The organism is Streptosporangium sp. NPDC004379, assembly GCF_042873875.1.
Lineage (GTDB): Bacteria > Actinomycetota > Actinomycetes > Streptosporangiales > Streptosporangiaceae > Streptosporangium.
The window spans coordinates 458,408-477,735 of record NZ_JBIAMC010000001.1 but is presented as its reverse complement, the minus strand read 5'-3'; the positions used below and the strand labels follow the sequence as shown (position 1 = coordinate 477,735).

The following is a 19,328-nucleotide window of genomic DNA, read 5'->3' as shown; positions in this document are numbered from 1 at the left end:
TCTGCTCTACGGTTGCCAGGCTGTCCTTATCCCCCCTGTGGAGTGGCCATGCGGCGGTTGGGCTCGGCTCTGGTGTTCATCGGCGTCCTCGGCGTGGCCGTCGCCGCGACGGCGCCCGCGCTGGCGCACGAGCATCCCAGCGGGATCACCGACCTGGTGACCCCCGCGGTCGTGCGCGTCGAGGCGACGGCGCACGTCGACGTCACCCTGCTCGACCACATCGGCGAGCTCGTCCACGTCGAGCGGAGCTACGAGGTGCCGATCGGCTCCGGCACCGGGACGGTCGTCACCCCCGAGGGTGCCGTCGTCACCCTCACCCGGGTGGTCGAGAACGCCAAGGACGTCGAGGTCTACGCCGCCAACAAGGTCTTCGCCGACCACCACAAGGTCAAGATCCCCGCCGACTTCGAGCGGCACCACGTCAAGAACGACCGTCTCGACCACCACCTGCAGGAGTGCTACCCGCCCAAGCGGCCCACGGCGACCTGCATCTTCGACGTGACCACCGAGATCCGCGTCTTCCCGAACATCTCTCCCCCCGACCGGCAGGGGTTCAAGGCGGAGATCTCCTCCACCGCCGACAGCCCCGACGGGCCCGCCGTGCTCGTCCCGACCGGCCGCGCCGACGGGGGCACCGGCATGCCCACGGCGCCGCTGGCGGCCGCGGTGCCCGACAAGGACGGCTCACCGGTGGCGGTCGCCGGCTTCACCGGGCGGCCCGCCGCGAACCTGCCGGAGAGCGTGGACATCGCGCACCTGCGCGCCGGGGGCGCGGGCGAGGGCGGCCGGCGGTTCAAGGACCCGGAGGGGAAGGCCGACGAGCCGAAGAAGCTGGGCGCGCTCATCGACCGGGGCCTGCTCGGCGGGCCGGTGATCGAGGACCGCAAGGGCGAGGTCGTCGGGCTGCTGACCGGCGGCGGTGACGACGCCCGGATGCTCGGCGTCCGCGAGGTGACCAGGGCGCTGGCCGAGGCCCGGGTCACGCCCCGGCGCGGCCCGATCGACGCCGCCTTCGAGCAGGCGCTGACCCGCTTCCACACCGGCTACTACGGCGACGCCGTACCGGCCTTCCAGCGGGTTCTGGAGCTGTATCCGGGGCACACCGTGGCCGCGGCCCGCCTGAAGGAGGCCCAGGCCAAGCGCGGCACCGCCGAGGACAAGGGCGCCGCCCAGGTGCGGATGTCCCCGGGCGCCGAGCACCGCGGGCCGCCCCTGTGGATGTTCCTCGTGGCGGGCGGGGTGCTCGTGGTCGCGGTGCTGGCCGCCGCGCTGCTGCTCTGGCGCCGCGGCGGCGGGACGGAGGCCCCCGGCGCGGCCGGGGCGGACGCCGGGGAGGAGACCGAGGTGGCGGGGCCGCCGACGCCCGTCCCGCCGCCGTTCAGGCGGTCCGGGGAGACGGCCGACCCCACGGTGGTGGTCAGCCGGTCCTTCCCCCCGCTGCCCAGGACGTCCTCCCGGTCCGGCGACTCGGTGCTGGTCGCCCGCGACCCCGGAGCGGGTCCGGCGGGAACGGGCACCCGGAGCACGGAGACCGGCGGTGAGGCGCAGGAGGGCGGGTTCACGGGGACGGGCCCGCAGAAGTACTGCACCGCCTGCGGCATGCGTCTGGGGCCCGCGCACCGGTTCTGCGGCTACTGCGGCCACCCCTGTGAGACGTGACGAGCGTGAACGAGAGAAACCTGATCGGCCAGGAGATGGCCGGGTACCGCATCGAGGACGTCATCGGCAAGGGCGGCATGGCCGTGGTCTACCTCGCCGTGGACCCCCGGCTCAACCGCCGGGTGGCGCTGAAGGTCCTCAACCCGCTGCTCAGCGAGGACGACCGGTTCCGGCGGCGCTTCATGCTGGAGTCGCGGACGGTCGCGAGCATGGACCACCCCAACATCATCCCGATCTACGAGGCCGACGCCGCCGCCGACGGCACGCTCTACATCGCGATGCGCTACGTCGACGGGCCCGATCTGCGCCGCCTGTTCTACGACCGGGGGCCGATGCCGGTCAGCCAGGTCAACCGGATCTCCGCCCAGGTCGCCGCGGCGCTGGACACCGCGCACGCGCACGACCTGATCCACCGCGACGTCAAGCCCGCCAACATCCTGATCGCCGGTCACGCCGAGGGGGACCACGCCTACCTCACCGACTTCGGCATCACCAAGCACCGGACCTCGCTGTCCGGGCTGACCGAGACCGACCAGTTCATCGGCACGCCCCGCTACATGGCCCCCGAGCAGATCAACAAGGAGCGCATCGACGGCCGCTGCGACCAGTACGCCCTGGCCTGTGTGGTCTACGAGGCGCTGTCGGGGCGGCTGCCGTTCGAGCGCGACAACGAGATCGCGCTGCTGTGGGCGCACCTCGCCGAGACCCCCACCCCGCTCACCGCGCTCCGGCCCGAGCTGCCCCTGGAGGTGGACGGGGTCATGGCGCGGGCGCTGGCCAAGTCGCCCGAGCAGCGCTACGACACCTGCACCCGGTTCGTCACCGAGCTGCGCGACGCGATCAGCGGCCGGCCGTACGGGTTCGTCACGGACGGCGCCCCGGCGGCGGGAGCGGCGGGGCGGTCCGGGGTGACGGCGGACCGGCCGGGGGACCGGTCCGGGCGGGGGAGCGGGGCTCCGGAGAGCGGCCGGACGGGGAGCGGGGCGGCCCGGCCCGGCGGCCGGCGGATCGTCGTCGGCGCGGTGGCGGCGATAGCGCTGATCGTCGCGCTGGTGGCGACGCTGGCGGTGGTCATGCGCGGCGGCGACGAGTGGACGTCCTATCCGGGTTCGCCCGCCGTGCCGGTCTCCTTCGAGTATCCCGGCGGCTGGGAGCTGCGTCCGCACGCCGACGTGTTCGTGGTGGCCTCGCCCAGGGTGGAGGATTTCCGGGCGCTGTTCGGCACACCGGTCACCGCCGACTGGGCGGCCGTCAACCGGATCATCAAGGACGCGCCGGGGGACGCCGCCGGCGTCTACGCGCAGACGCTGGACACGCTCGACCCGAGGGGGAGCGCCAAGCAGCTCCAGGAGACCCTGCAGTCGTCGCTGCCGGGCACGGTCAACGTGTTCTCCGAGGTGGTCCAGGTGCGGGTGGGCGGGCAGCCCGGCGTGCGGCTGGAGGGGTCGATCACCGATCCGCAGCGCGGCGGCCGGCTGGACTTCACCGGGTGGGCCGTGGAGCGTCCGGACGAACCGGCTCTCATGATCTACTTCTGCGCGCCGGCCGTGTGCGACGACGCGCTTGCCGACCGATTCGTACGAAGTGTCTCGTTTCAGACGTTCTGACTTGCAGGCGGCTTGCAAACGGGTTGGCCGGGCCGTCCGCCCTATATGAAGGAAGGGGCGCGGCGGTCTAGTCTCCCCGCATGGCGGTCCCCCTCCCCCTTTCCCGGCTTCCCCGGCGTCTCCGCGCGGTGCCCATCCCCGACCTGCTGATCGGCTGCGCGGTCATCGCGCTGGGCACGCTGGAGGCGTTCACCGTGGCGACCGAGTACGGCGCCGCCGAGACCCCCGAGCTGTGGTGGGTCGGCCAGGCCCTCGTCACGGGCCTGCTGATCTGGTTCCGTCGCGGGGCGCCCGTCGCGGTCTTCATCCTGATGATCCTCGCCCAGTACGTCTGGCACCGGCAGGGCTACGAGACGTGCCAGACCTGGCAGCTCGCCTCCCTGCTGATCGTCTTCCACACGGTCGGCGCCGAGCTGAGCCTCAAGCGGGGCCTCGCCTGGGCCGCGGCCGGGATCCTGGTCTTCGACTCCGGCGCGGTCGACCACCGCCGGCTCCCCTTCGACGAGGTCATCTTCCTGACGGTGGTCTTCGGCGCCGCCTACCTGACCGGCCTGGCCGTGCACGCCTACGCCGCGCGGGCCCGCCGCCTGGCCGAGCACGCCGACCGTGTGGAACGTGACAGGGAGCGCCGGGCCGCCGAGGCCGTCGCCGAGGAGCGGGCCCGCATCGCCCGCGAGCTGCACGACGTGGTGGCGCACAGCGTCAGCATGATGGTCATGCAGGCCGGGGTGCTGCGCCGTACCGGCTCCGGGGACGGCGAGGCGCTGCTCGGCATCGAGCGGATGGGCCGCGAGGCCGTCGAGGAGCTGCGCGTCATGCTCGGCGCGCTGCGCATGCCGCTGGACGAGGCCATCCCGCAGCCGGGCCTGGACATGCTCGCCGGCATGGTCGGCACGCTCGCCTCCTCGGGCCTGGACGTCGTCCTCGACGTGACGGGCGAGCCGGTACGGCTCGCGCCGGGCCTGGACCTCTCGGCCTACCGCATCGCGCAGGAGGCCCTCACCAACGCCGTCAAGCACGCCGGCGAGTCCGACATCCGGATCACGCTCTCCTACCTCCGCGACCGCCTGGAGATCGAGGTGGTCGACGGCGGCGGCACCGCCGCGCCGGAGCTGTCGGCCGGCCTGTCGACCGGCAACGGCCTGATCGGCATGCGGGAGCGCGCCGAGCTGTTCGGCGGCGACTTCGAGGCGGGCCCGCGCCCCGGGGGCGGGTTCCGGGTCCACGCGTCCCTGCCGGTCAGGCAGGAGGTGCTCGCCGGTGGACGGGCCGGATAGGCCGGGCGGGCCGGGCGGGCCGGCACGTGAACCGGCCCGCGGACCGGTTCACGTGCCGGACGGGAAGATCAGACGACCCCTGCGGGCCGCGGCGCGGCCGGATGAGGAGCGGAGATGAACACCGGACAGGGAACGGACACCGGCGTCGTCCGCATCGTGATCGCCGACGACCAGGCGATGGTGCGCACGGGACTGCGGCTCGTCGTGGAGAGCGAGCCGGGCATGGAGGTGGTGGGTGAGGCGTCCGACGGCGTGGAGGCCGTCGCGGTGGCCCGCCGTACCCGGCCGGACGTCGTGCTGATGGACATCTCCATGCCGCGGATGGACGGCCTCGCCGCGGCCGGGCAGATCCTCGGATGGCCCGACCCGCCGAAGGTCGTCATGCTCACCACCTTCGACACCGACGAGAACCTCTACGCGGCGCTGCGCGCGGGCACCAGCGGCTTCCTGCTCAAGGTGTCGCCGCCCGAGCAGCTCGTGGAGGCCGTCCGCGTCGTCGTCGGCGGGGACGCGCTGCTCGACCCGGCCGTCACCACCCGCGTCATCGCCTCCTTCGCCGGCCGCCACGAGCCCGCGCCGCCGCCGCGCCTCGCCGAGCTCACCCCCCGGGAGCTGGAGGTTTTGCGCCTGCTGGCCCGTGGCCTGACCAACGCCGAGATCGCCCGCGAGCTCTTCGTCGGAGAGGCCACGGTCAAGACCCACGTGGCCCGGGTGCTGATGAAGCTCCACCTGCGCGACCGGGCTCAGGCGGTGGTGTTCGCGTACGAGTCGGGGGTGGTACGGCCCGGCGCCGCCGTCGGGTAGTACGAGACCCACTCCTCGCGGCTCATCCGGAGCATCTTCACGCCGAGCGAGCCGAGCGCGGCCACCGGGGCCGTCCACAGCACCACGGTGACGGGACCGTACTCGACGAGCATGGAGGAGACGTACCCGATACCCGCGACGAGCGGGACCCACCAGTGCGCGAAGCCGGACCGCCAGACGCCGACCAGCAGGACCGGCAGGCCGAAGATCGCGAGGAAGATCCAGGGCATCTGGAAGCCGAAGACGAAGCCGGGGAGGTCCATCATCTCGTCCAGGATGCGCTGGGCCTCCTCGGGGGTGTAATGGCGGCCCAGCCACCACTCCACCGGGTCGCTGAGCAGCAGGCCCGAGAGGTTGACGAAGCCGAGGGCGACCAGCGGGCCCGCGACGTGCCCGAAGACCGCGGCGCGGCGGCGCATCACGTGCATCAGGGCGAGGGCGGCCAGGCCGAGCAGCAGGTACGCCCAGTGGTACAGCACCGACTGGACCTGGGCGAGCGCGGGGTCGTCGCCGTAGCTGACGGCCTCGCGGCTGTCACCCCAGGTGCCGGGGTCGATGACGACGGCGATCGCCTGAAGGAGGGGGGCGACGATCAGCAGCGTGCCGGAGGCGACGCGCCGGAACGTGGCGGAGTCCTTGAACATGGGTCTTCCTTGCGGTTCACGGGGCGTTCCGCGCCCTCGCGTCCGCGGGGCGGTTCCGCGCCCCTGATGCCTGTGCGGGGCTCGCGGCCCTTCCCGGGCCGCCTGCGGCGGTCCTTCATCCGGGACCGTCACGGGGTCCGGCCCCCCTTCGGGGCCGCCCGCGACGGCCTCTCCCCGGACCGTCCCGACGAAGGTAGGCCGCGGTCCCGCCCCAGGTCGTCCGCCTCCCGGCTGACCCGCCGTCCCCCGCCCGGGCTAACGCCCCCTCCCGTCCTCAGGAGGCGGGGCGTGGGGCGATGCCGTGCAGGAGGGTGGTGACGATGCCCTCGGCGAAGTCCGGCGGGGCCTCCGCCGGGATCGGGCCGGAGCCGAACAGCAGGCGGGGCAGGACCCACTCGTGGCAGGCGCCGACGATCAGCATCGCGGCGGCTTCGGCGGAGGCGTCCGGGGACAGGCGGCCGAGACCCTGCTCGGCGCGCAGGTAGGCCGCCAGGACCGCCTTCAGCCCGTGGCCGTCCCCCAGCGGGTTCGGCATGGCGTCGAACAGCCGCATGACCTCGGGCTGGGAGAACAGCCCCGCGAACGCGGGCAGGAACGCCGCGTGCAGGGCCAGGCCGTAGGCGACGCAGGCGCGGAGGTTGGCCTCGACGTCACCCTCGCCGGCCCTGACCGGCAGCCCGCCCAGTGCCCGCTCGACGTCGCGGACGTGCGCGTGCAGGGCGAGCGCGATCAGCTCCTCCTTGCCCGCGAAGTGGTTGTAGAGGACGCCGTCGGCGACCCGCGCCTCGCGGGCGATCTCCCGTACGGTGAGCCCGGCGGTGCCACGCCGGGAGATCAGGCGCCCGGCGGTGGCGACGAGGTGCTCGCGCAGGTTCGCCTCGCCCTCGCCGTCCCGCAGGACGGCCGCTTTTCTCGGTGACATCGCGCCTCATCGTAGTCCGGCCGCCCCAGCCTTGGCCGTACCCGCGAGGTCAGGGGCGGACGGCGGTGACCAGCCAGGCGGCGCCGCGCAGCCGTACGGCGCCGTCCCGCTCGAAGGGCCGCAGCGCCTCGGCGAGCGCCTCGCGGGCACGGCCGGCGGCGGCCGGATCGACCTGGCCGAGCAGGAAACGGACCGGGCCCCAGGCGCCGAGGAACGCCCCGGCGTCCTCGGCGTCGCGTCCCCAGTGCTGGGGGGCGTCCACGGCCGTCACATCCACCTTCCCGAACCCGGCGCCGGCCAGCACGTCCCGGACGTGATCCGGCTCGGCCAGCGACTCCGGCCCCGGCCCGCCGGGCTCGGTCGTGGCGGGCCGCCGGGGCAGGTGCCGGGCCATCGCCGCGAAGACCTCGCCCAGCTCGTTGTCCTCCATCCGGCGCAGGCAGAGGAACGCGAGCCGTCCGCCGGGGCGCAGCGCGCGGCCGATGTTGGCGAACGCGGCGACGGGGTCGGCGAAGAACATGATCCCGAACCGGCTGACGGCCACGTCGGACCCGGCGTCCGGGAAGGGGTGGACCTGGGCGTCGCCCCGCTCGAAGGTCACGTTGGCCAGGCCCTCCGCGGCGGAGCTCGCCCGCGCCCGCTTCAGCATCGGCGCCGACAGGTCCACCCCGGTGGCGTGGCCGAGCGGGGCCCGCCGCGCGGCCAGGCGCGTCACCTGGCCGTTGCCGCACCCGATGTCGAGGATCCGGTCGTCCTCGGAGACGGCCGCCGCGCCGAGCAGGTGGTCGTTGAACCCGCTGTTGACGGCGTCGTAGCGGTCCTGGTTGCCGGCCCAGTGCTCGCCCTCGTAGCCGTTCCACGCCTCGGCCTGGTGGGTGTTGACGACGGATCCCATCGGATCTCCTCTCCGGAGTCGCCCCAGGGCGGCTCCGCACGCTTTCCAATCTTTATGAACATGCGTTCATGAACGCTCGTTCATAATGAGGCGGCGAAACGGGCCCTGTCAACCGCGGATGCGGACGGGGCCGGTGCGATGGGAGCCCGAGGCGCGGGAGGGGGCGGACGGGCCGACGGCCGTCACCGAATGTCCGCTTCCGGTCACGGATACGAGTGGGAATCAGCTGGAAACGGAGTCGGGGAACCCCCGGTCGGGCAAGCTTGAAGAGACGGCGCGGTGCCGTCGGCCGGATGGGGGGACGTGTGCAGCTCGACGCCGTCGTGCTGGGCGCGGCCGCGTGTGTGTTCGCGGTCGTGTCGGGGGCGAACGACGGCGGCGCGCTGCTGGCGACCGGCCTCAAACTGCCCAGCGTGCGCCCGGCGACCGGCATCCTCGCCCTGACGGCGGCGCTCGTGCTCGTGCCGCTGGCCTCCCAGCGGGTGGCGCTGACGTTCGTGACCCGGCTGGGCGGGTTCGGCGGTCCCGGAGGCCGGCAGGCCATGACGATCGCCGTGTTCGCCGCACTGGTCGTCGTCGCGGTGCTCAGCGCCTCGGGCCGCCCGACCAGCCTCACGCTCGCCGTCGTCGGCGGCCTGACCGGCGCCGGTGTCGGCTGGGGGCTGCCCGTCTCCGGCGGGGCGGTCGCGCTGGTCCTGGCCGTGGCCCTGGCCGCGCCGTTCATCGGGGCGCTGGCCGCCTGGGTCGTGGCGCGGCTGCTGCTGGGCCTCACCACCCGGCGAGGCCTGCGCCGCTGGCACCTGGCCGGGTTCGCCCTGCAGTGCGTCGCCTACGCGGCCAACGACGGGCAGAAGATGCTCTCCGTCTTCATGATCGCGATGGGTGTCTCCCGGGCCCCGCTGCCCGTCACGTCCGTCGCGGCCGTCCTGTTCGCCGCCGGGACGCTGTACGGCCTGCCCCGGGCCGGCCGTGCGCTCAGCAGGGAGATCATCGTCTCCCGGCCGCTGCACGGCGTCGCGGCCGAGCTGGCCTCCGGCGTCACGGTGGTCGGCTGCGCCGCGGCGGGGATGCCGGTCAGCATGACGCAGGCCATCGCGGGCGCCCTGATCGGGGCCGGCGTGTCCCAGGGCGGCGGCCGGGTCCGCTGGCCCGCCGCGCTCAGGATCGTGGTCGCCTGGGTCCTGACCCTGCCCGCCGGCGTGCTGCTGGCCGGGACGGTGGCGCTCGCCGTACGGCTGGCGGAGAAGGGGGCGGGGGTGTGAGGCGGAGACTGCGGCGGATCCGCGACCTGCTGACGGGGCGGATGGACAGCATGCTCGCCGACGCGCTGATCGGCCAGCTGGAGGCCACCAAGAAGGGCGCCTGGCTGGCCCTGTCCATGATCGGGGGAGAGGTCGGCAGGACCGGCGCGCACGAGCGGATGCGCGCCATCGAGCACCTGGGCGACGAGGAGCGCCGCCGGCTCGTGGAGGAGCTGACCGACGCCCTCGTCACCCCCATCGACCGGGAGGACCTGTACCGGCTGTCGCGATCCATCGACGACGTGCTCGACTCGCTGCGCGACTTCGTCCGCGAGTCGCACCTGTACCGCGTGCCCGACCAGATCCGCTTCTCGCCGCTGCTCGACCAGGTGATCGTCGGCATCGAGGCGCTGGAGAACGCGGTGACCGGCCTGTCCGCCAGGCCGTCGGCGGTGATCGAGAGCGCCCTGGAGGCGAAGAAGGCCGGCGGCGCGATCCGCAGGATGTACCAGTACGAGATCTCGCGCATCTTCTCCGGGAAGCTGACCGCCGAGGCGATGAAGGAACGCGAGCTGGTCCGCCGCCTGGAGATCGTCGGCGTGGCCATCGGCGACGCCGCCGACGCCATCGCCGACGGCGCGATGAAACGCTGACCCGCCGCCCGGTCGCCCGGATGTGCGATGCCGGACGCTCCCACGGCTTCGTCCCGGCGCCTCTCGCCGTTCCCGCATTGACATATAAGTAAAAACCGATGAAAATGATCGTCGTGACGACGAGGGGAGGGCGCCCGCGCAAGGAGGCCGGGGAGCCGGCGGACCGGTTCGCCGCCCTGGCCGACCCCACCCGTCGTCATCTGCTCGAACGGCTCGCGGAGCGCGAGCACGCCGTGAACGAGCTGGTGGAGGGGCTGGAGCTGAGCCAGGCCGCGGTCTCCCAGCACCTGAAGGTGCTGCGGGAGGCGGGCCTGGTGACCGTCCGCGCGGAGGGCCGCCATCGGCGTTACGGGCTGGACCCGGCGGGCTTCGAGCCCCTGCGGGACTGGCTGGACGAGCTGGAGCGCTTCTGGCGTGCACGCCTGAGAACGCTGGGCGACTACCTGGACCGTCCCGGGGGAGCGATGAACGGTTCCGAAGGAGAGCGATGAAGGCCGACATCGACCTGTCCGAGGTGTACCCACATCCGATCCGGCACGTCTGGGAGGCGCTGACCTCGTCGCGGGCGCTCGCCGCGTGGCTGATGCCCAACGACTTCGTCCCCGAGGTCGGGCACCGGTTCACCTTCCGGACACGCCCGGCGCCCGGCTTCGACGGCACGGTCCGCTGCCGGGTGCTGGAGCTGAAGGCGCCCTGCCGGATGGTGTGGTCCTGGGAAGGCGGGCCGATCGAGACCACGCTCACCTTCACACTGACCGAGCTCGGCGACCGGTCCACGCGGCTCCGGTTGCATCAGGTCGGCTTCCACGGCCTGGGAGGGGCGCTCACCCGCCGCCTCCTCCGGAGCGGCTTCCGCGACATGCTCCGCGAGGGACTGCCCGCCTGGCTCGATCGTCCGGACGGCCCGCCGGAGTCGCCGCCGCGCGACGGGTCCGCCCCCTGGCCGCGGCGCCGTGCCGAGAGTGACTGACACGGTACGGCTCGACTCGCCGTGCGGGGGCCACGAACCGTCCGGGTCCGGAGCCCGGACCGGACGGGGGAGACGCGAAGGCGGCGGGAAGACGAACGGAACGCAGCTAAAGCAGAGAAGGGAACAGGGAAATGGCACTCACCGATCTCGATGTCGTCTCCGTCCCGGTCGCCGACCAGGGCCGGGCCAAGGACTTCTACACCGGCGTCCTCGGCTTCGCCGAGCTGGCGGACAACCCGTTCGGCGACGGAACGCGCTGGGTGATGCTGTGCCCGCCGGGCGCCACCACCAAGATCACCCTGACCACGTGGTTCCCGACCATGCCGCCCGGATCCCTCAAGGGTCTCGTGCTGACGTGCGACGGATTGGAGGCCACGATGGCCGACCTGGAGCGCCGCGGTCTCGCCTTCAACGAGACGGAGATCCAGCAGTCCCCGTGGGGGCGGTGGAAGACCTTCGACGACCCGGACGGCAACGGCTGGGTCCTCCAGGAGTCCGTCTCCTGACGGGAGCCGCCGACCCGCCTTCCCGGCTGCTCTTGCCGGGCCGGCGCCGGACGCCAGGCCGCACACATGATCTTTTCACGGTGGCGGGTGAACCGTCGGATGTACGAGGTACACCATCTGGTGCATGGCCGGGTGTCTCGTTTGATACGACGCGCCGCACCCCGCGGGTTCCGTAGTTTTCCGCCATGATTCCGATGAAGCCGATCATCCTGGGCGGAGCCGGCACGTGCGCCCTCGCCTTCGCCCTCTCCGATGTGGTCAACCGCGAGATGAGCCCGATCGGCGAGACGGTGAGCCGTTTCGTCAACACCCAGCACGGCTGGCTGGTCACCGTGGGCCTGTTCGGTTTCGCCGTCACCGCCGGCGCCCTCGCGGTGGGGGTGCCCGACCGCGCCGGGAAATGGCTGCTCGGCTCCTGGGCGGCCTGCCTGTCGGTGGCCGCGATCTTCCCCGCGGACCCGCCGGGCAACTGGGACCACCCGTCGATCTCGGAGACGGTGCACGGTCTGGCCGCCTGGACGGGACTGGCCGTGTTCACGGTGGCGGTGGTGATCCTGACCAGGCGATGGCGGAGGAACGCCGGGACGCCGCTGCCTCTACGCCCTGTCGCGGTGGCGGTGGTGACAGGGATGATCCTGTTTGTGATCACTCTCGTGGACGTCATGGCATTCCGTGTGCTGCCCCCGCTGATCGGCCTGACCGAGCGCTTCGTCGTTGCGGCCGACCTGGCCTGGATGTGCCTCGCCGCGGTGTGTCCGCACGCTCCACGACGGTCGCCGAGCCGATGAACACGCTGCTCGCCCTTCTCACCGCGATCGCCACCGTCGCCGGGTCCGCCCTGTTCGCCGGCTCGGTGACCTGGAGCGGCACGGTGCCGCTGGCGGTGGTATTGGCCGGACTGGTGCCGGTCGGCAAGCGGTGGCCGGTGCAGGCCCTGCTGGCCTCCGCGGTGGTCCTGATCGGTTGCCGGGGCGCCGGGCTGTTCGAGGGCGGCTGGATATGGCCGCTCACCGTCGCCTTCCACACGGCGGCCGACGCGGGCCGGACCCGCCTGGCCGCCGGGGTCGGGGTCTTCACGTTGGCGTACGGCCACGTCTGGGACTCGGTGGTCGCCTCGAAGGCGTTCACGGGGACCATCGCCTCGACCGGCACCGAGGCGCTCTGGCTCGCACTGGTCCTGGCCGTGGCGCGGGTCCGTCACCGTCAGCGGCAGTGGCGGGCCGAGCACGAGGCCCGACTCGAGGTGGAGGCCCGGCGCCGTCTCGCCGAGCAGCGACTGGACATCTCCCGGGAACTGCACGACATCGTCGCCCACACGCTGGCCGTCGTCGGCGTGCACATCAACGTCGCCGCCGACGCGCTGCACGATGACCCCGAGGAGGCGGCCGAGGCCCTGCGGACCGCGCAGGCCGTACGCGCCGAGGCCATGACGGACCTGCGCTCCCTCGTCGCCCTGCTCCGCAGGGACGACTCCTGTGGCGTGCCCGTGTCCGATCTCGCCTCCGTCGCCGCCCTGGTCGAGCAGGCCCGCGCGACCGGGCTGACCGTGAGCCTCACCGAGGACGGCGACCCGGGGAGCGTTCCCGCCGTCCCGGCCGTAACCGCCTATCGGGTGATCCAGGAGGCACTCACCAACGCCATCAAACACGCCGGATGCGCCCATGTCTCGGTACGGCTGACCTGCACGCCGGAACACGTCACCGTGCTCGTCGAGGACGACGGCCGGGTGGCCGGTCCGATCACCGAAGGCAACGGTCTCACCGGCATGCGGGAACGGATCACCGCTCTCGGCGGAACGCTGACGATCACCGGTTCGCGAGGGCTGGCCGTACACGCCCGCATTCCCGTCAGGGCAGGCTTGCAGTCATGACGATCAGTGTGCTGCTGGCCGATGACCAGGCTCTCGTCCGTGCCGGATTCCGCAGCCTGCTGCGCCGTACCAGAGGGGTCGTCGTGACGGGGGAGGCCGCCACCGGCGACGAGGCCGTGCGAACGGCGCGTGCGACGCGGCCCGACGTGGTCCTCATGGACATCCGGATGCCCGGCATGGACGGCATCGAGGCGACCCGCCGTATCCTCGCCGAACTGCCCGGCACCCGGATCGTCATCCTGACCACGTTCGACACCGACTACCACGTGTTCGCCGCGTTGCGCGCCGGAGCCAGCGGATTCCTCACCAAGGAGGTCCTGCCGGCCGACCTGCGACGCGCGATCGAGGTGGTCGCGGCGGGGGAGTCGCTGCTGTCGCCCGGGGTGACCCGGCGGGTCGTCGAACGGTTCACCGGGAACCCCGCCGCCGCCGACGACCACGCGCTGGAGGCGCTGACCGACCGCGAGCGCGAGGTGGTCCGGCTGGTGGCGCGAGGGCTGTCCAACGAGCAGATCGCCGACCGGCTGGTGATCAGCCCGCTCACGGCCAAGACCCACATCACCCGGTCGCTGGCCAAGCTGGGCGTGCGCGACCGGGTCCAGCTCGTCATCCTCGCGTACGAGAGCGGACTGGTCCGCCCAGGGCTGGAGTGACCGCCTTCCGGCGTGAGCGGGGTCGTCGGCCTGCCCCGTCCCGCGCGGTGACCTCCGGCCGCGTCCGGGACCGGGGATCTCCGCCGTGCACGAGACCGTCGTACTCCGAGTACAGGGTTTTCTGAATTCAGGTATTTGTGTACTGTCGGGTCATGCTGACCGTAGCCCCCGAGATCGAGGTGCTCGCCAGGTTCGGACGCGCCCTGGCCGACCCGATCCGCTGCCGCGTCCTCCTCGCCCTGCGTGAGGCCCCGGCGCACCCCGCCGAACTGGCCGACCTCCTCGGCGTCTCCCGCACCCGGCTGTCGAACCACCTGGCCTGCCTGCGCGACTGCGGCCTCGTCGTCGCGGTCCCCGTCGGCCGCCGCACCCGCTACGAGCTGGCCGACCCCCGATTCGGCCACGCCCTGGACGACCTGCGCGCCGCCGTGGTCGCGGTGGCCGCCGACGCCGACCGCACCTGCGCCGACGCCGCCGAGAAGGGCTGCTGCCGATGACCGCCGATCTCGGTCCCGGCCGTGGTCTCGGGCCTGGTCCCCGTACCGTTCCCGTTCCCGGGCTCGGGCTCGGGCTCGGCATCGGGCCGTCCCCGGCCCGCCGCGCCGCGCTGCGACGCCGCATCCGGCTCCTGGTCGCCGCCACCATCACCTACAACGTGATCGAGGCCGCCGTCGCCATCACCGCCGGCACCGTGGCCTCCTCCGCAGCCCTGATCGGCTTCGGTCTGGACTCGATCATCGAGGTCGCCTCCGCCGCCGCCGTCGCCTGGCAGTTCTCCGCCGCCGACCACGAGCGGCGGGAGAGGACCGCGCTGCGCGTCATCGCGGTCTCGTTCTTCGCGCTGGCCGCCTACGTCGCCTACGACGCCGCCCGCGCCCTGCTGGGCGTCGGCGGCCAGGCCGGGCACTCCACCCCCGGCCTGGTGCTGGCCGCCGTGTCGCTGCTGGTCATGCCGTTCCTGTCGGCCGCCCAGCGCCGCGCCGGCCGCGAGCTCGGCTCCGCCTCCGCCGTCGCCGACTCCAAGCAGACTCTGCTCTGCACCTACCTGTCCGCCGTACTGCTGGCCGGGCTCGCGCTCAACAGCCTGTTCGGCTGGTCCTGGGCCGACCCGATCGCTGCCCTGGTCATCGCCGCCGTCGCGGTCAAGGAGGGCCGCGAGACCTGGCGCGGGGAGACCTGCTGCGTACCCGTCGCCGCCACCGGCGGGCCGGAACCGGCGGGACGGGCGGAACGGCACTGCGCGGACGGCTGCTGCGCGCCGGGCACACCGGGTGAAAAGCCCCAAGCGGCCCAAGCATCTCAGACGCCTCAGGCGCCTCAGACACCTCGGACGCCTCAGACGAAGGAGACCCTCTCGTGATCGGCCGTCCGATGCCCGCCCGGGTCCGCGCCGCCTACCGCGCCGAGATGCGCGCCGCCCGCGACGCCGCCGACCCCGGTCTGCGCTGGCGGCATCTGGAACGTGCGCACATCCTCTCCCAGCCCTGGCCCTGGCCGCACACCCGCAACCACGTCGCCATGTTCGCCCTGGCCGTCGTCCAGCGCGACCGGCGCGAAGCCCTCGGCCAGGTGATCCGCGTCATCGTGGCCGCCCCCGGCTCCGCGCTGGGCCGCTATCCGGAGGGCAACACCGGCCGGGCCGGCGTCGGCCTGACGCGGCCCATGCCCGTGCCCGCCGACCTGGCCGAGCTGCTTCAGGCCTGGTGAAGGCGGCCCGGTGGTGACCGGTCCGGGCCGGCCCGCAGGACGTCGTCCGGGTTTCTCGCCGATGCCGCGCATCCGGGGCCGCCGGGTGGGCTAGCCGTCCAGCGGGAGGCGGTAGACGGACACGTGGGACGGTGAGCCGGCGGCGAACTCCGTCCCAGACCAGTCGGCGTGCCTGCTCTCCGACTCGAATCCGGCCAGCTGAGCCATGAGGTCGAGCTCGACCGGCCAGATGTATCGGTGCGGGCTGCGGGACAACCGGGCCTGTCTGCTCTCGTCGAATCGGAAGTGGTGGGATATGACGTGCTGGCGCAGAACGTCGTAGGTGTCCAGGCCGATGTAGCCGGGTCGGTGGTTCCAGACCACGGCCTGCCGTCCCGGGGGGAGGCTGCGTAGCTCCGACACCCACAGCTCGATCACGAACCGGCCTCCGGGGGCGAGGTGACGGGCGGCGTTGCGGAAGCACTGGACCTGCTCGGCCTGGGTGAGCAGGTCGGAGATCGTGTTGTAGACGAGATGGACGAGCGTGTACTCCCCCGGCGCGACGGTGGTCGCCATGTCACCGACGATCACCGGGATCGTCGTCTCGTTCGCCTTCGCCCGCAACCGGTCGACCATCGGAGCCGACAGTTCGATGCCGGTGACGGACACCCCGTTCGGCGAGCGGTACGGCCACGCGACCGGTTCCGACGGCGAACTCCGGCGCCCGTTCGCTCTCCGCGAGTCCGGCAAGGCGGTCCACGGCCGGTCCCAGGACCTCGGGAGCGAACATGCCGGTACCCGGCGGGTCATGGCGTTGAGCGGTCTCGGCGTCCCAAAGCTCGTCCTGCCACATGACGGCAACGGTGGCAGCGGACGCACGGCTTGTCCAAAGGGTTTCGGCGCCCGCGTCGGCGGCTGAGGAAACGGATGGAACCCGAGGCCCCGCTTTCGCCAGGATGAGGAGATGAGCGTTCCCGCCGCCGGTGTCCGCCTGCCCTGGCAGGCCGTACCGGCGAAGATCCGTCAAGCCGTCGAGGACCACCTGGGCGCCCCGGTCGCCGAGGCCGTGACGCAGACCGGAGGGTTCTCACCCGGCGCCGCCGTACGGCTGAGGCTGGCCGACGGGCGGCGCGCGTTCGCCAAGGCCGTCGGCCCGGAGCCGAACCCGCACAGCGCGGACATCCACCGGCAGGAGGTCCGCGTCGCCGCGGCGCTCCCCGCCGCCGCGCCCGCGCCCAGGCTGCTGGCCTCCTTCGACTCCGGCGGCTGGGTGGCGCTGCTGTTCGAGGACGTGGACGGCCACCCACCCGCCGAGCCGTGGCACGCCGCCGAACTGGAGCGGGTGCTGGACGCCCTGGACCGGCTGGCCGCCGTGCTGACACCCTCGCCCGTCGCGGCGCCGACCCCCGAGGAACGGTTCGGCGAGCAGTTCCAGGGATGGCGGCGACTGGTCGCGGCCCGCGACGAGGGCGCCGGCGACCCGGCCGGGCTCGACCCGTGGGCCGCGCGCCACCTGGACGCGCTGGCGGACCTGGAGGCGGGCTGGACGGCCGCCGCGGCCGGGGACTCCCTGGTCCACGGCGACATCCGGGCCGACAACCTGCTGCTCACCCCGCACGAGGTGATGGTCGTCGACTGGCCCTGGGCGTTCGTCGGGGCGCCGTGGCTCGACGTGCTGATGATGCTGCCCAGCGTCCGGATGCAGGGCGGCCCGCCGTGCGAGGAGGTCTTCGCCGCCCGCCCGGTCGCCCGGGACGCCGACCCGGAGGCGGTGACGGCGGTGCTGGCCGCGACCGCCGGTTTCTTCGTCGACTACTCCCTGCGGCCCGCCCCGCCGGGCCTGCCCACCCTGCGCGCCTTCCAGGCGGCCCAGGGCCGGGCCGCCCTGGAATGGCTCCGCACCCGCCTGCCGCATCTCCATCCGTAACCGGGGGCCGGGCGGCGGACCCGGTCATAGAGGCTTCGGCGGTGTGGCGTGGTCAAGGGCCGGGGCCGGCGGGACGGATGAGGCCGCTCTCGTAGGCGAAGACCACCACCTGGGCGCGGTCACGCAACCCGAGCTTGACCAGCACGCGGCTCAGATGCGTCTTGACCGTCGCCTCGGCCAGGTGCAACGCCGCGGCGACCTCGGCGTTGGACAGCCCGTGCGCCACCTGCACCAGCACCTCGTGTTCCCGCGTGGTCAGCCGCGCCAGCCGTTCGTCCCGCTCGGCGGGCCCCGGCGTCATCCGCGGCGCGAACCTCTCCAGCACGCGGCGGGTGACGCGTGGCGACAGCGCCGCCTCTCCCGCCGCGACGTCGCGGATCGCGCTCAGCAGCTCCTGCGGCCGGGTGTTCTTCGGCAGGAACCCGGCCGCTCCGGCCCGCAGCCCGGCGAAGGCGTACTCGTCCAGATCGAAGGTGGTCAGGATGAGCACGCGCGAGCGCGGGCTGTCGCGCACGATCCTGCGGGTCGCCTCGATGCCGTCCAGGCCGGGCATGCGCACGTCCATCAGCACCACATCCGGGCACAGACGCCGCGCCAGCCGGGCCGCCTCCTCACCGTCAGCCGCCTCCCCGGCCACCTCCATGTCCGGTTCGGCGTCGAAGACCATGCGGAAGGCCATCCGCAGCAGCGCCTCGTCGTCGGCGATCAGCAGCCGGATCATCGCGGCGCCCCCAGGTCCAGTACGGCCAGCACCCGCCATCCGCCGCCCGGCACCGGTCCGGCGTCCAGGGTCCCGCCGTAGGCGGCCACCCGTTCCCGCATGCCCGCGATCCCGCGCCCGTCGCCCCGGAGCCCGGAGCGGGACGCGGACACCCGGGCCCCGGCGTCGGGGGATCCGGGGGCGGCGGGCACGGCCGGGTCACGGACATCGGTGACCTCCACCTCGGCGCGGCGTGGCGACACCGCGACCCGCACGTCGGCGCGGGCGCCGGGTGCGTGCCGCAGCGTGTTCGTCAGCGCCTCTTGGACCAGCCGATAGATCGTCAGCTGGGCGGCGGCGGGAACCGGCCCGGTGTCACCGGCCACCCGGACACACGTCGCCAGCCCGGCCGCGCGCATCCGCTCGGCCAGCGGGCCGATCTCGGCGATTCCGGGCGCGGGCCGAAGCGTCTCCCCGGGGCGGTCCTCGTCCGAGGCGGCGCGGCCGTCGCCCAGGGAACGGCGCATGTCCTGCAGGGCCTGGCGTCCCGTCGCGGCGACCTGCTCCATCGCCGCCGCGGCCCGGTCCGGCGCGCTGTGCCGGACGTGGGCGGCGCTGTCGGCCAGCGCCACCATGACCGACAGGTTGTGGGTGACGATGTCGTGCATGTCGCGGGTCATCCGCGCGCGTTCCCCGGCGACGGCCAGCCGCGCTCGCTGCTCGCGGTCGCGTTCCAGGGAGGTCACGTAGGCCCGCCGTACCCGCGTCCACCGGCCGGTCATGAGGGCGGCGGCGGCCATCGCGCTCAGCGCGGCCGCCGTGAGGGGGAACAGGCCGGGCGGCGCCCAACGGGCGGCGGCCAGCAGCACCCCGGCCTGCAGCGCGAGCGCCGCCGTCAGGGCGTGGCGCCAAGGGCGGCGCGCGGCGACCGTGTACAGGGCCACCAGGAGGGCGGCGTCGGCGGGAAGCTGCACGTCCAGCGCCCACTGGACGGCGGCGGCGAGGCCGATCGCACCCAGGACCGTCATCGGAGCGCGCCGCCTCCAGGCCAGCGGCGCCACCAGCGCCGTCTGCAGCGCGAGCAGCCACGGGGGACCCTCCGGCACCCGGCCGGGTCCGAGCGTGGCCAGGAGCAACGCGGCGGCGAGCAGCGCGTCGGCGGGCACGGCCGGCCATCGGCTCAGCGCGGTGAGGCGGGCCGCCGGATGACCGGCTGGTCTCATGCACCTCACCCTAGGTTTCCCCGGGCCGGTTTCCGATCCTCCCCGGGGATGACCGTCATCCGAAAGTCGCATGGGCGCGTGCGACCTCCGC

The 19,328-nt window shown here is 73.5% G+C and carries 23 protein-coding genes; 17 read left to right on the top strand and 6 right to left on the bottom strand.

Annotation, left to right across the window (positions count from 1 at the left end; all coding sequences use genetic code 11):
- Nucleotides 1-48: 48 nt before the first annotated feature.
- The 4 genes from ACFYSC_RS02055 to ACFYSC_RS02040 all read left to right on the top strand — a co-directional run bounded on the left by ACFYSC_RS02055 (nucleotide 49) and on the right by ACFYSC_RS02040 (nucleotide 5,347).
- Complete coding sequence (locus ACFYSC_RS02055) at nucleotides 49-1,659, top strand: hypothetical protein (protein WP_389955336.1); 1,611 nt, start codon at nucleotides 49-51, stop codon at nucleotides 1,657-1,659.
- Nucleotides 1,660-1,664: 5 nt separating this feature from the next.
- Nucleotides 1,665-3,266, top strand: a complete 1,602-nt coding sequence (locus ACFYSC_RS02050; RefSeq protein WP_389955334.1) for a serine/threonine-protein kinase — start codon at nucleotides 1,665-1,667, stop codon at nucleotides 3,264-3,266.
- Between the two features lie 80 nt (nucleotides 3,267-3,346).
- Nucleotides 3,347-4,543 (top strand): sensor histidine kinase, encoded by a 1,197-nt coding sequence (locus ACFYSC_RS02045; RefSeq protein WP_389955331.1) that lies wholly within the window; start codon nucleotides 3,347-3,349, stop codon nucleotides 4,541-4,543.
- A gap of 114 nt (nucleotides 4,544-4,657) precedes the next feature.
- Nucleotides 4,658-5,347, top strand: coding sequence for a response regulator (locus ACFYSC_RS02040; protein ID WP_389955328.1), 690 nt, complete (start codon nucleotides 4,658-4,660; stop codon nucleotides 5,345-5,347).
- Here ACFYSC_RS02040 and ACFYSC_RS02035 read toward each other — a convergent pair.
- The 3 genes from ACFYSC_RS02035 to ACFYSC_RS02025 form a co-directional block, all read right to left on the bottom strand.
- Entirely contained in the window at nucleotides 5,287-5,991 is a 705-nt protein-coding gene (locus ACFYSC_RS02035) for a hypothetical protein (RefSeq protein WP_389955326.1), read from the bottom strand. The two genes, ACFYSC_RS02040 and ACFYSC_RS02035, sit on opposite strands and share 61 nt — an antisense overlap.
- Before the next feature lie 274 nt (nucleotides 5,992-6,265).
- Nucleotides 6,266-6,913, bottom strand: coding sequence for a TetR/AcrR family transcriptional regulator (locus tag ACFYSC_RS02030; protein ID WP_389955323.1), 648 nt, complete (start codon nucleotides 6,911-6,913; stop codon nucleotides 6,266-6,268).
- Between the two features lie 49 nt (nucleotides 6,914-6,962).
- Nucleotides 6,963-7,808, bottom strand: coding sequence for a class I SAM-dependent methyltransferase (locus tag ACFYSC_RS02025; protein WP_389955321.1), 846 nt, complete (start codon nucleotides 7,806-7,808; stop codon nucleotides 6,963-6,965).
- A gap of 293 nt (nucleotides 7,809-8,101) precedes the next feature.
- Between ACFYSC_RS02025 and ACFYSC_RS02020 the strand changes: the two genes are divergently transcribed.
- The 11 genes from ACFYSC_RS02020 to ACFYSC_RS01970 all read left to right on the top strand — a co-directional run bounded on the left by ACFYSC_RS02020 (nucleotide 8,102) and on the right by ACFYSC_RS01970 (nucleotide 15,408).
- Nucleotides 8,102-9,070 (top strand): anion permease, encoded by a 969-nt coding sequence (locus ACFYSC_RS02020; protein ID WP_389955318.1) that lies wholly within the window; start codon nucleotides 8,102-8,104, stop codon nucleotides 9,068-9,070.
- Nucleotides 9,067-9,702, top strand: a complete 636-nt coding sequence (locus ACFYSC_RS02015) for a DUF47 domain-containing protein (RefSeq protein ID WP_389955315.1) — start codon at nucleotides 9,067-9,069, stop codon at nucleotides 9,700-9,702. The genes ACFYSC_RS02020 and ACFYSC_RS02015 overlap by 4 nt, the downstream gene beginning before the upstream one ends.
- Nucleotides 9,703-9,815: 113 nt before the next feature.
- Nucleotides 9,816-10,193, top strand: a complete 378-nt coding sequence (locus tag ACFYSC_RS02010; RefSeq protein ID WP_389955313.1) for an ArsR/SmtB family transcription factor — start codon at nucleotides 9,816-9,818, stop codon at nucleotides 10,191-10,193.
- Nucleotides 10,190-10,672 (top strand): SRPBCC domain-containing protein, encoded by a 483-nt coding sequence (locus tag ACFYSC_RS02005; protein ID WP_389955311.1) that lies wholly within the window; start codon nucleotides 10,190-10,192, stop codon nucleotides 10,670-10,672. The genes ACFYSC_RS02010 and ACFYSC_RS02005 overlap by 4 nt, the downstream gene beginning before the upstream one ends.
- Before the next feature lie 131 nt (nucleotides 10,673-10,803).
- Nucleotides 10,804-11,178 carry a VOC family protein gene (locus ACFYSC_RS02000; protein ID WP_389955309.1) on the top strand — a complete coding sequence of 125 codons (375 nt, stop codon included), beginning with the start codon at nucleotides 10,804-10,806 and terminating at the stop codon, nucleotides 11,176-11,178.
- A 185-nt stretch (nucleotides 11,179-11,363) separates the two neighbouring features.
- Nucleotides 11,364-11,966, top strand: a complete 603-nt coding sequence (locus ACFYSC_RS01995) for a DUF998 domain-containing protein (RefSeq protein WP_389955306.1) — start codon at nucleotides 11,364-11,366, stop codon at nucleotides 11,964-11,966.
- Nucleotides 11,930-13,048: a sensor histidine kinase gene (locus ACFYSC_RS01990; RefSeq protein ID WP_389955303.1), complete on the top strand. Its 1,119-nt coding sequence runs from the start codon at nucleotides 11,930-11,932 to the stop codon at nucleotides 13,046-13,048. The genes ACFYSC_RS01995 and ACFYSC_RS01990 overlap by 37 nt, the downstream gene beginning before the upstream one ends.
- Entirely contained in the window at nucleotides 13,045-13,701 is a 657-nt protein-coding gene (locus ACFYSC_RS01985; protein WP_389955299.1) for a response regulator, read from the top strand. The genes ACFYSC_RS01990 and ACFYSC_RS01985 overlap by 4 nt, the downstream gene beginning before the upstream one ends.
- Before the next feature lie 152 nt (nucleotides 13,702-13,853).
- Complete coding sequence (locus ACFYSC_RS01980) at nucleotides 13,854-14,198, top strand: ArsR/SmtB family transcription factor (RefSeq protein ID WP_389955297.1); 345 nt, start codon at nucleotides 13,854-13,856, stop codon at nucleotides 14,196-14,198.
- A complete protein-coding gene (locus ACFYSC_RS01975) occupies nucleotides 14,195-15,061 on the top strand; it encodes a cation transporter (RefSeq protein WP_389955294.1) in 867 nt (288 codons plus the stop codon). The genes ACFYSC_RS01980 and ACFYSC_RS01975 overlap by 4 nt, the downstream gene beginning before the upstream one ends.
- Entirely contained in the window at nucleotides 15,058-15,408 is a 351-nt protein-coding gene (locus tag ACFYSC_RS01970; protein WP_389955292.1) for a DUF3703 domain-containing protein, read from the top strand. The genes ACFYSC_RS01975 and ACFYSC_RS01970 overlap by 4 nt, the downstream gene beginning before the upstream one ends.
- Nucleotides 15,409-15,498: 90 nt before the next feature.
- On the opposite strand, the gene ACFYSC_RS01965 is transcribed toward ACFYSC_RS01970, so the two are convergent.
- Nucleotides 15,499-16,023 carry an SAM-dependent methyltransferase gene (locus ACFYSC_RS01965; RefSeq protein WP_389956303.1) on the bottom strand — a complete coding sequence of 175 codons (525 nt, stop codon included), beginning with the start codon at nucleotides 16,021-16,023 and terminating at the stop codon, nucleotides 15,499-15,501.
- Between ACFYSC_RS01965 and ACFYSC_RS01960 the strand changes: the two genes are divergently transcribed.
- The gene (locus ACFYSC_RS01960) at nucleotides 15,962-16,306 is read left to right on the top strand and encodes a hypothetical protein (protein WP_389956350.1); all 345 of its coding nucleotides are present in this window, start codon (nucleotides 15,962-15,964) and stop codon (nucleotides 16,304-16,306) included. The two genes, ACFYSC_RS01965 and ACFYSC_RS01960, sit on opposite strands and share 62 nt — an antisense overlap.
- 45 nt (nucleotides 16,307-16,351) lie before the next feature.
- Nucleotides 16,352-17,314 (top strand): phosphotransferase family protein, encoded by a 963-nt coding sequence (locus ACFYSC_RS01955; protein ID WP_389955289.1) that lies wholly within the window; start codon nucleotides 16,352-16,354, stop codon nucleotides 17,312-17,314.
- A 52-nt stretch (nucleotides 17,315-17,366) separates the two neighbouring features.
- On the opposite strand, the gene ACFYSC_RS01950 is transcribed toward ACFYSC_RS01955, so the two are convergent.
- Nucleotides 17,367-18,035 carry a response regulator gene (locus tag ACFYSC_RS01950; protein WP_389955287.1) on the bottom strand — a complete coding sequence of 223 codons (669 nt, stop codon included), beginning with the start codon at nucleotides 18,033-18,035 and terminating at the stop codon, nucleotides 17,367-17,369.
- Entirely contained in the window at nucleotides 18,032-19,237 is a 1,206-nt protein-coding gene (locus ACFYSC_RS01945; RefSeq protein ID WP_389955284.1) for a sensor histidine kinase, read from the bottom strand. Before ACFYSC_RS01945 ends, ACFYSC_RS01950 begins: the two co-directional genes overlap by 4 nt.
- Between the last annotated feature and the right edge of the window lie 91 nt (nucleotides 19,238-19,328).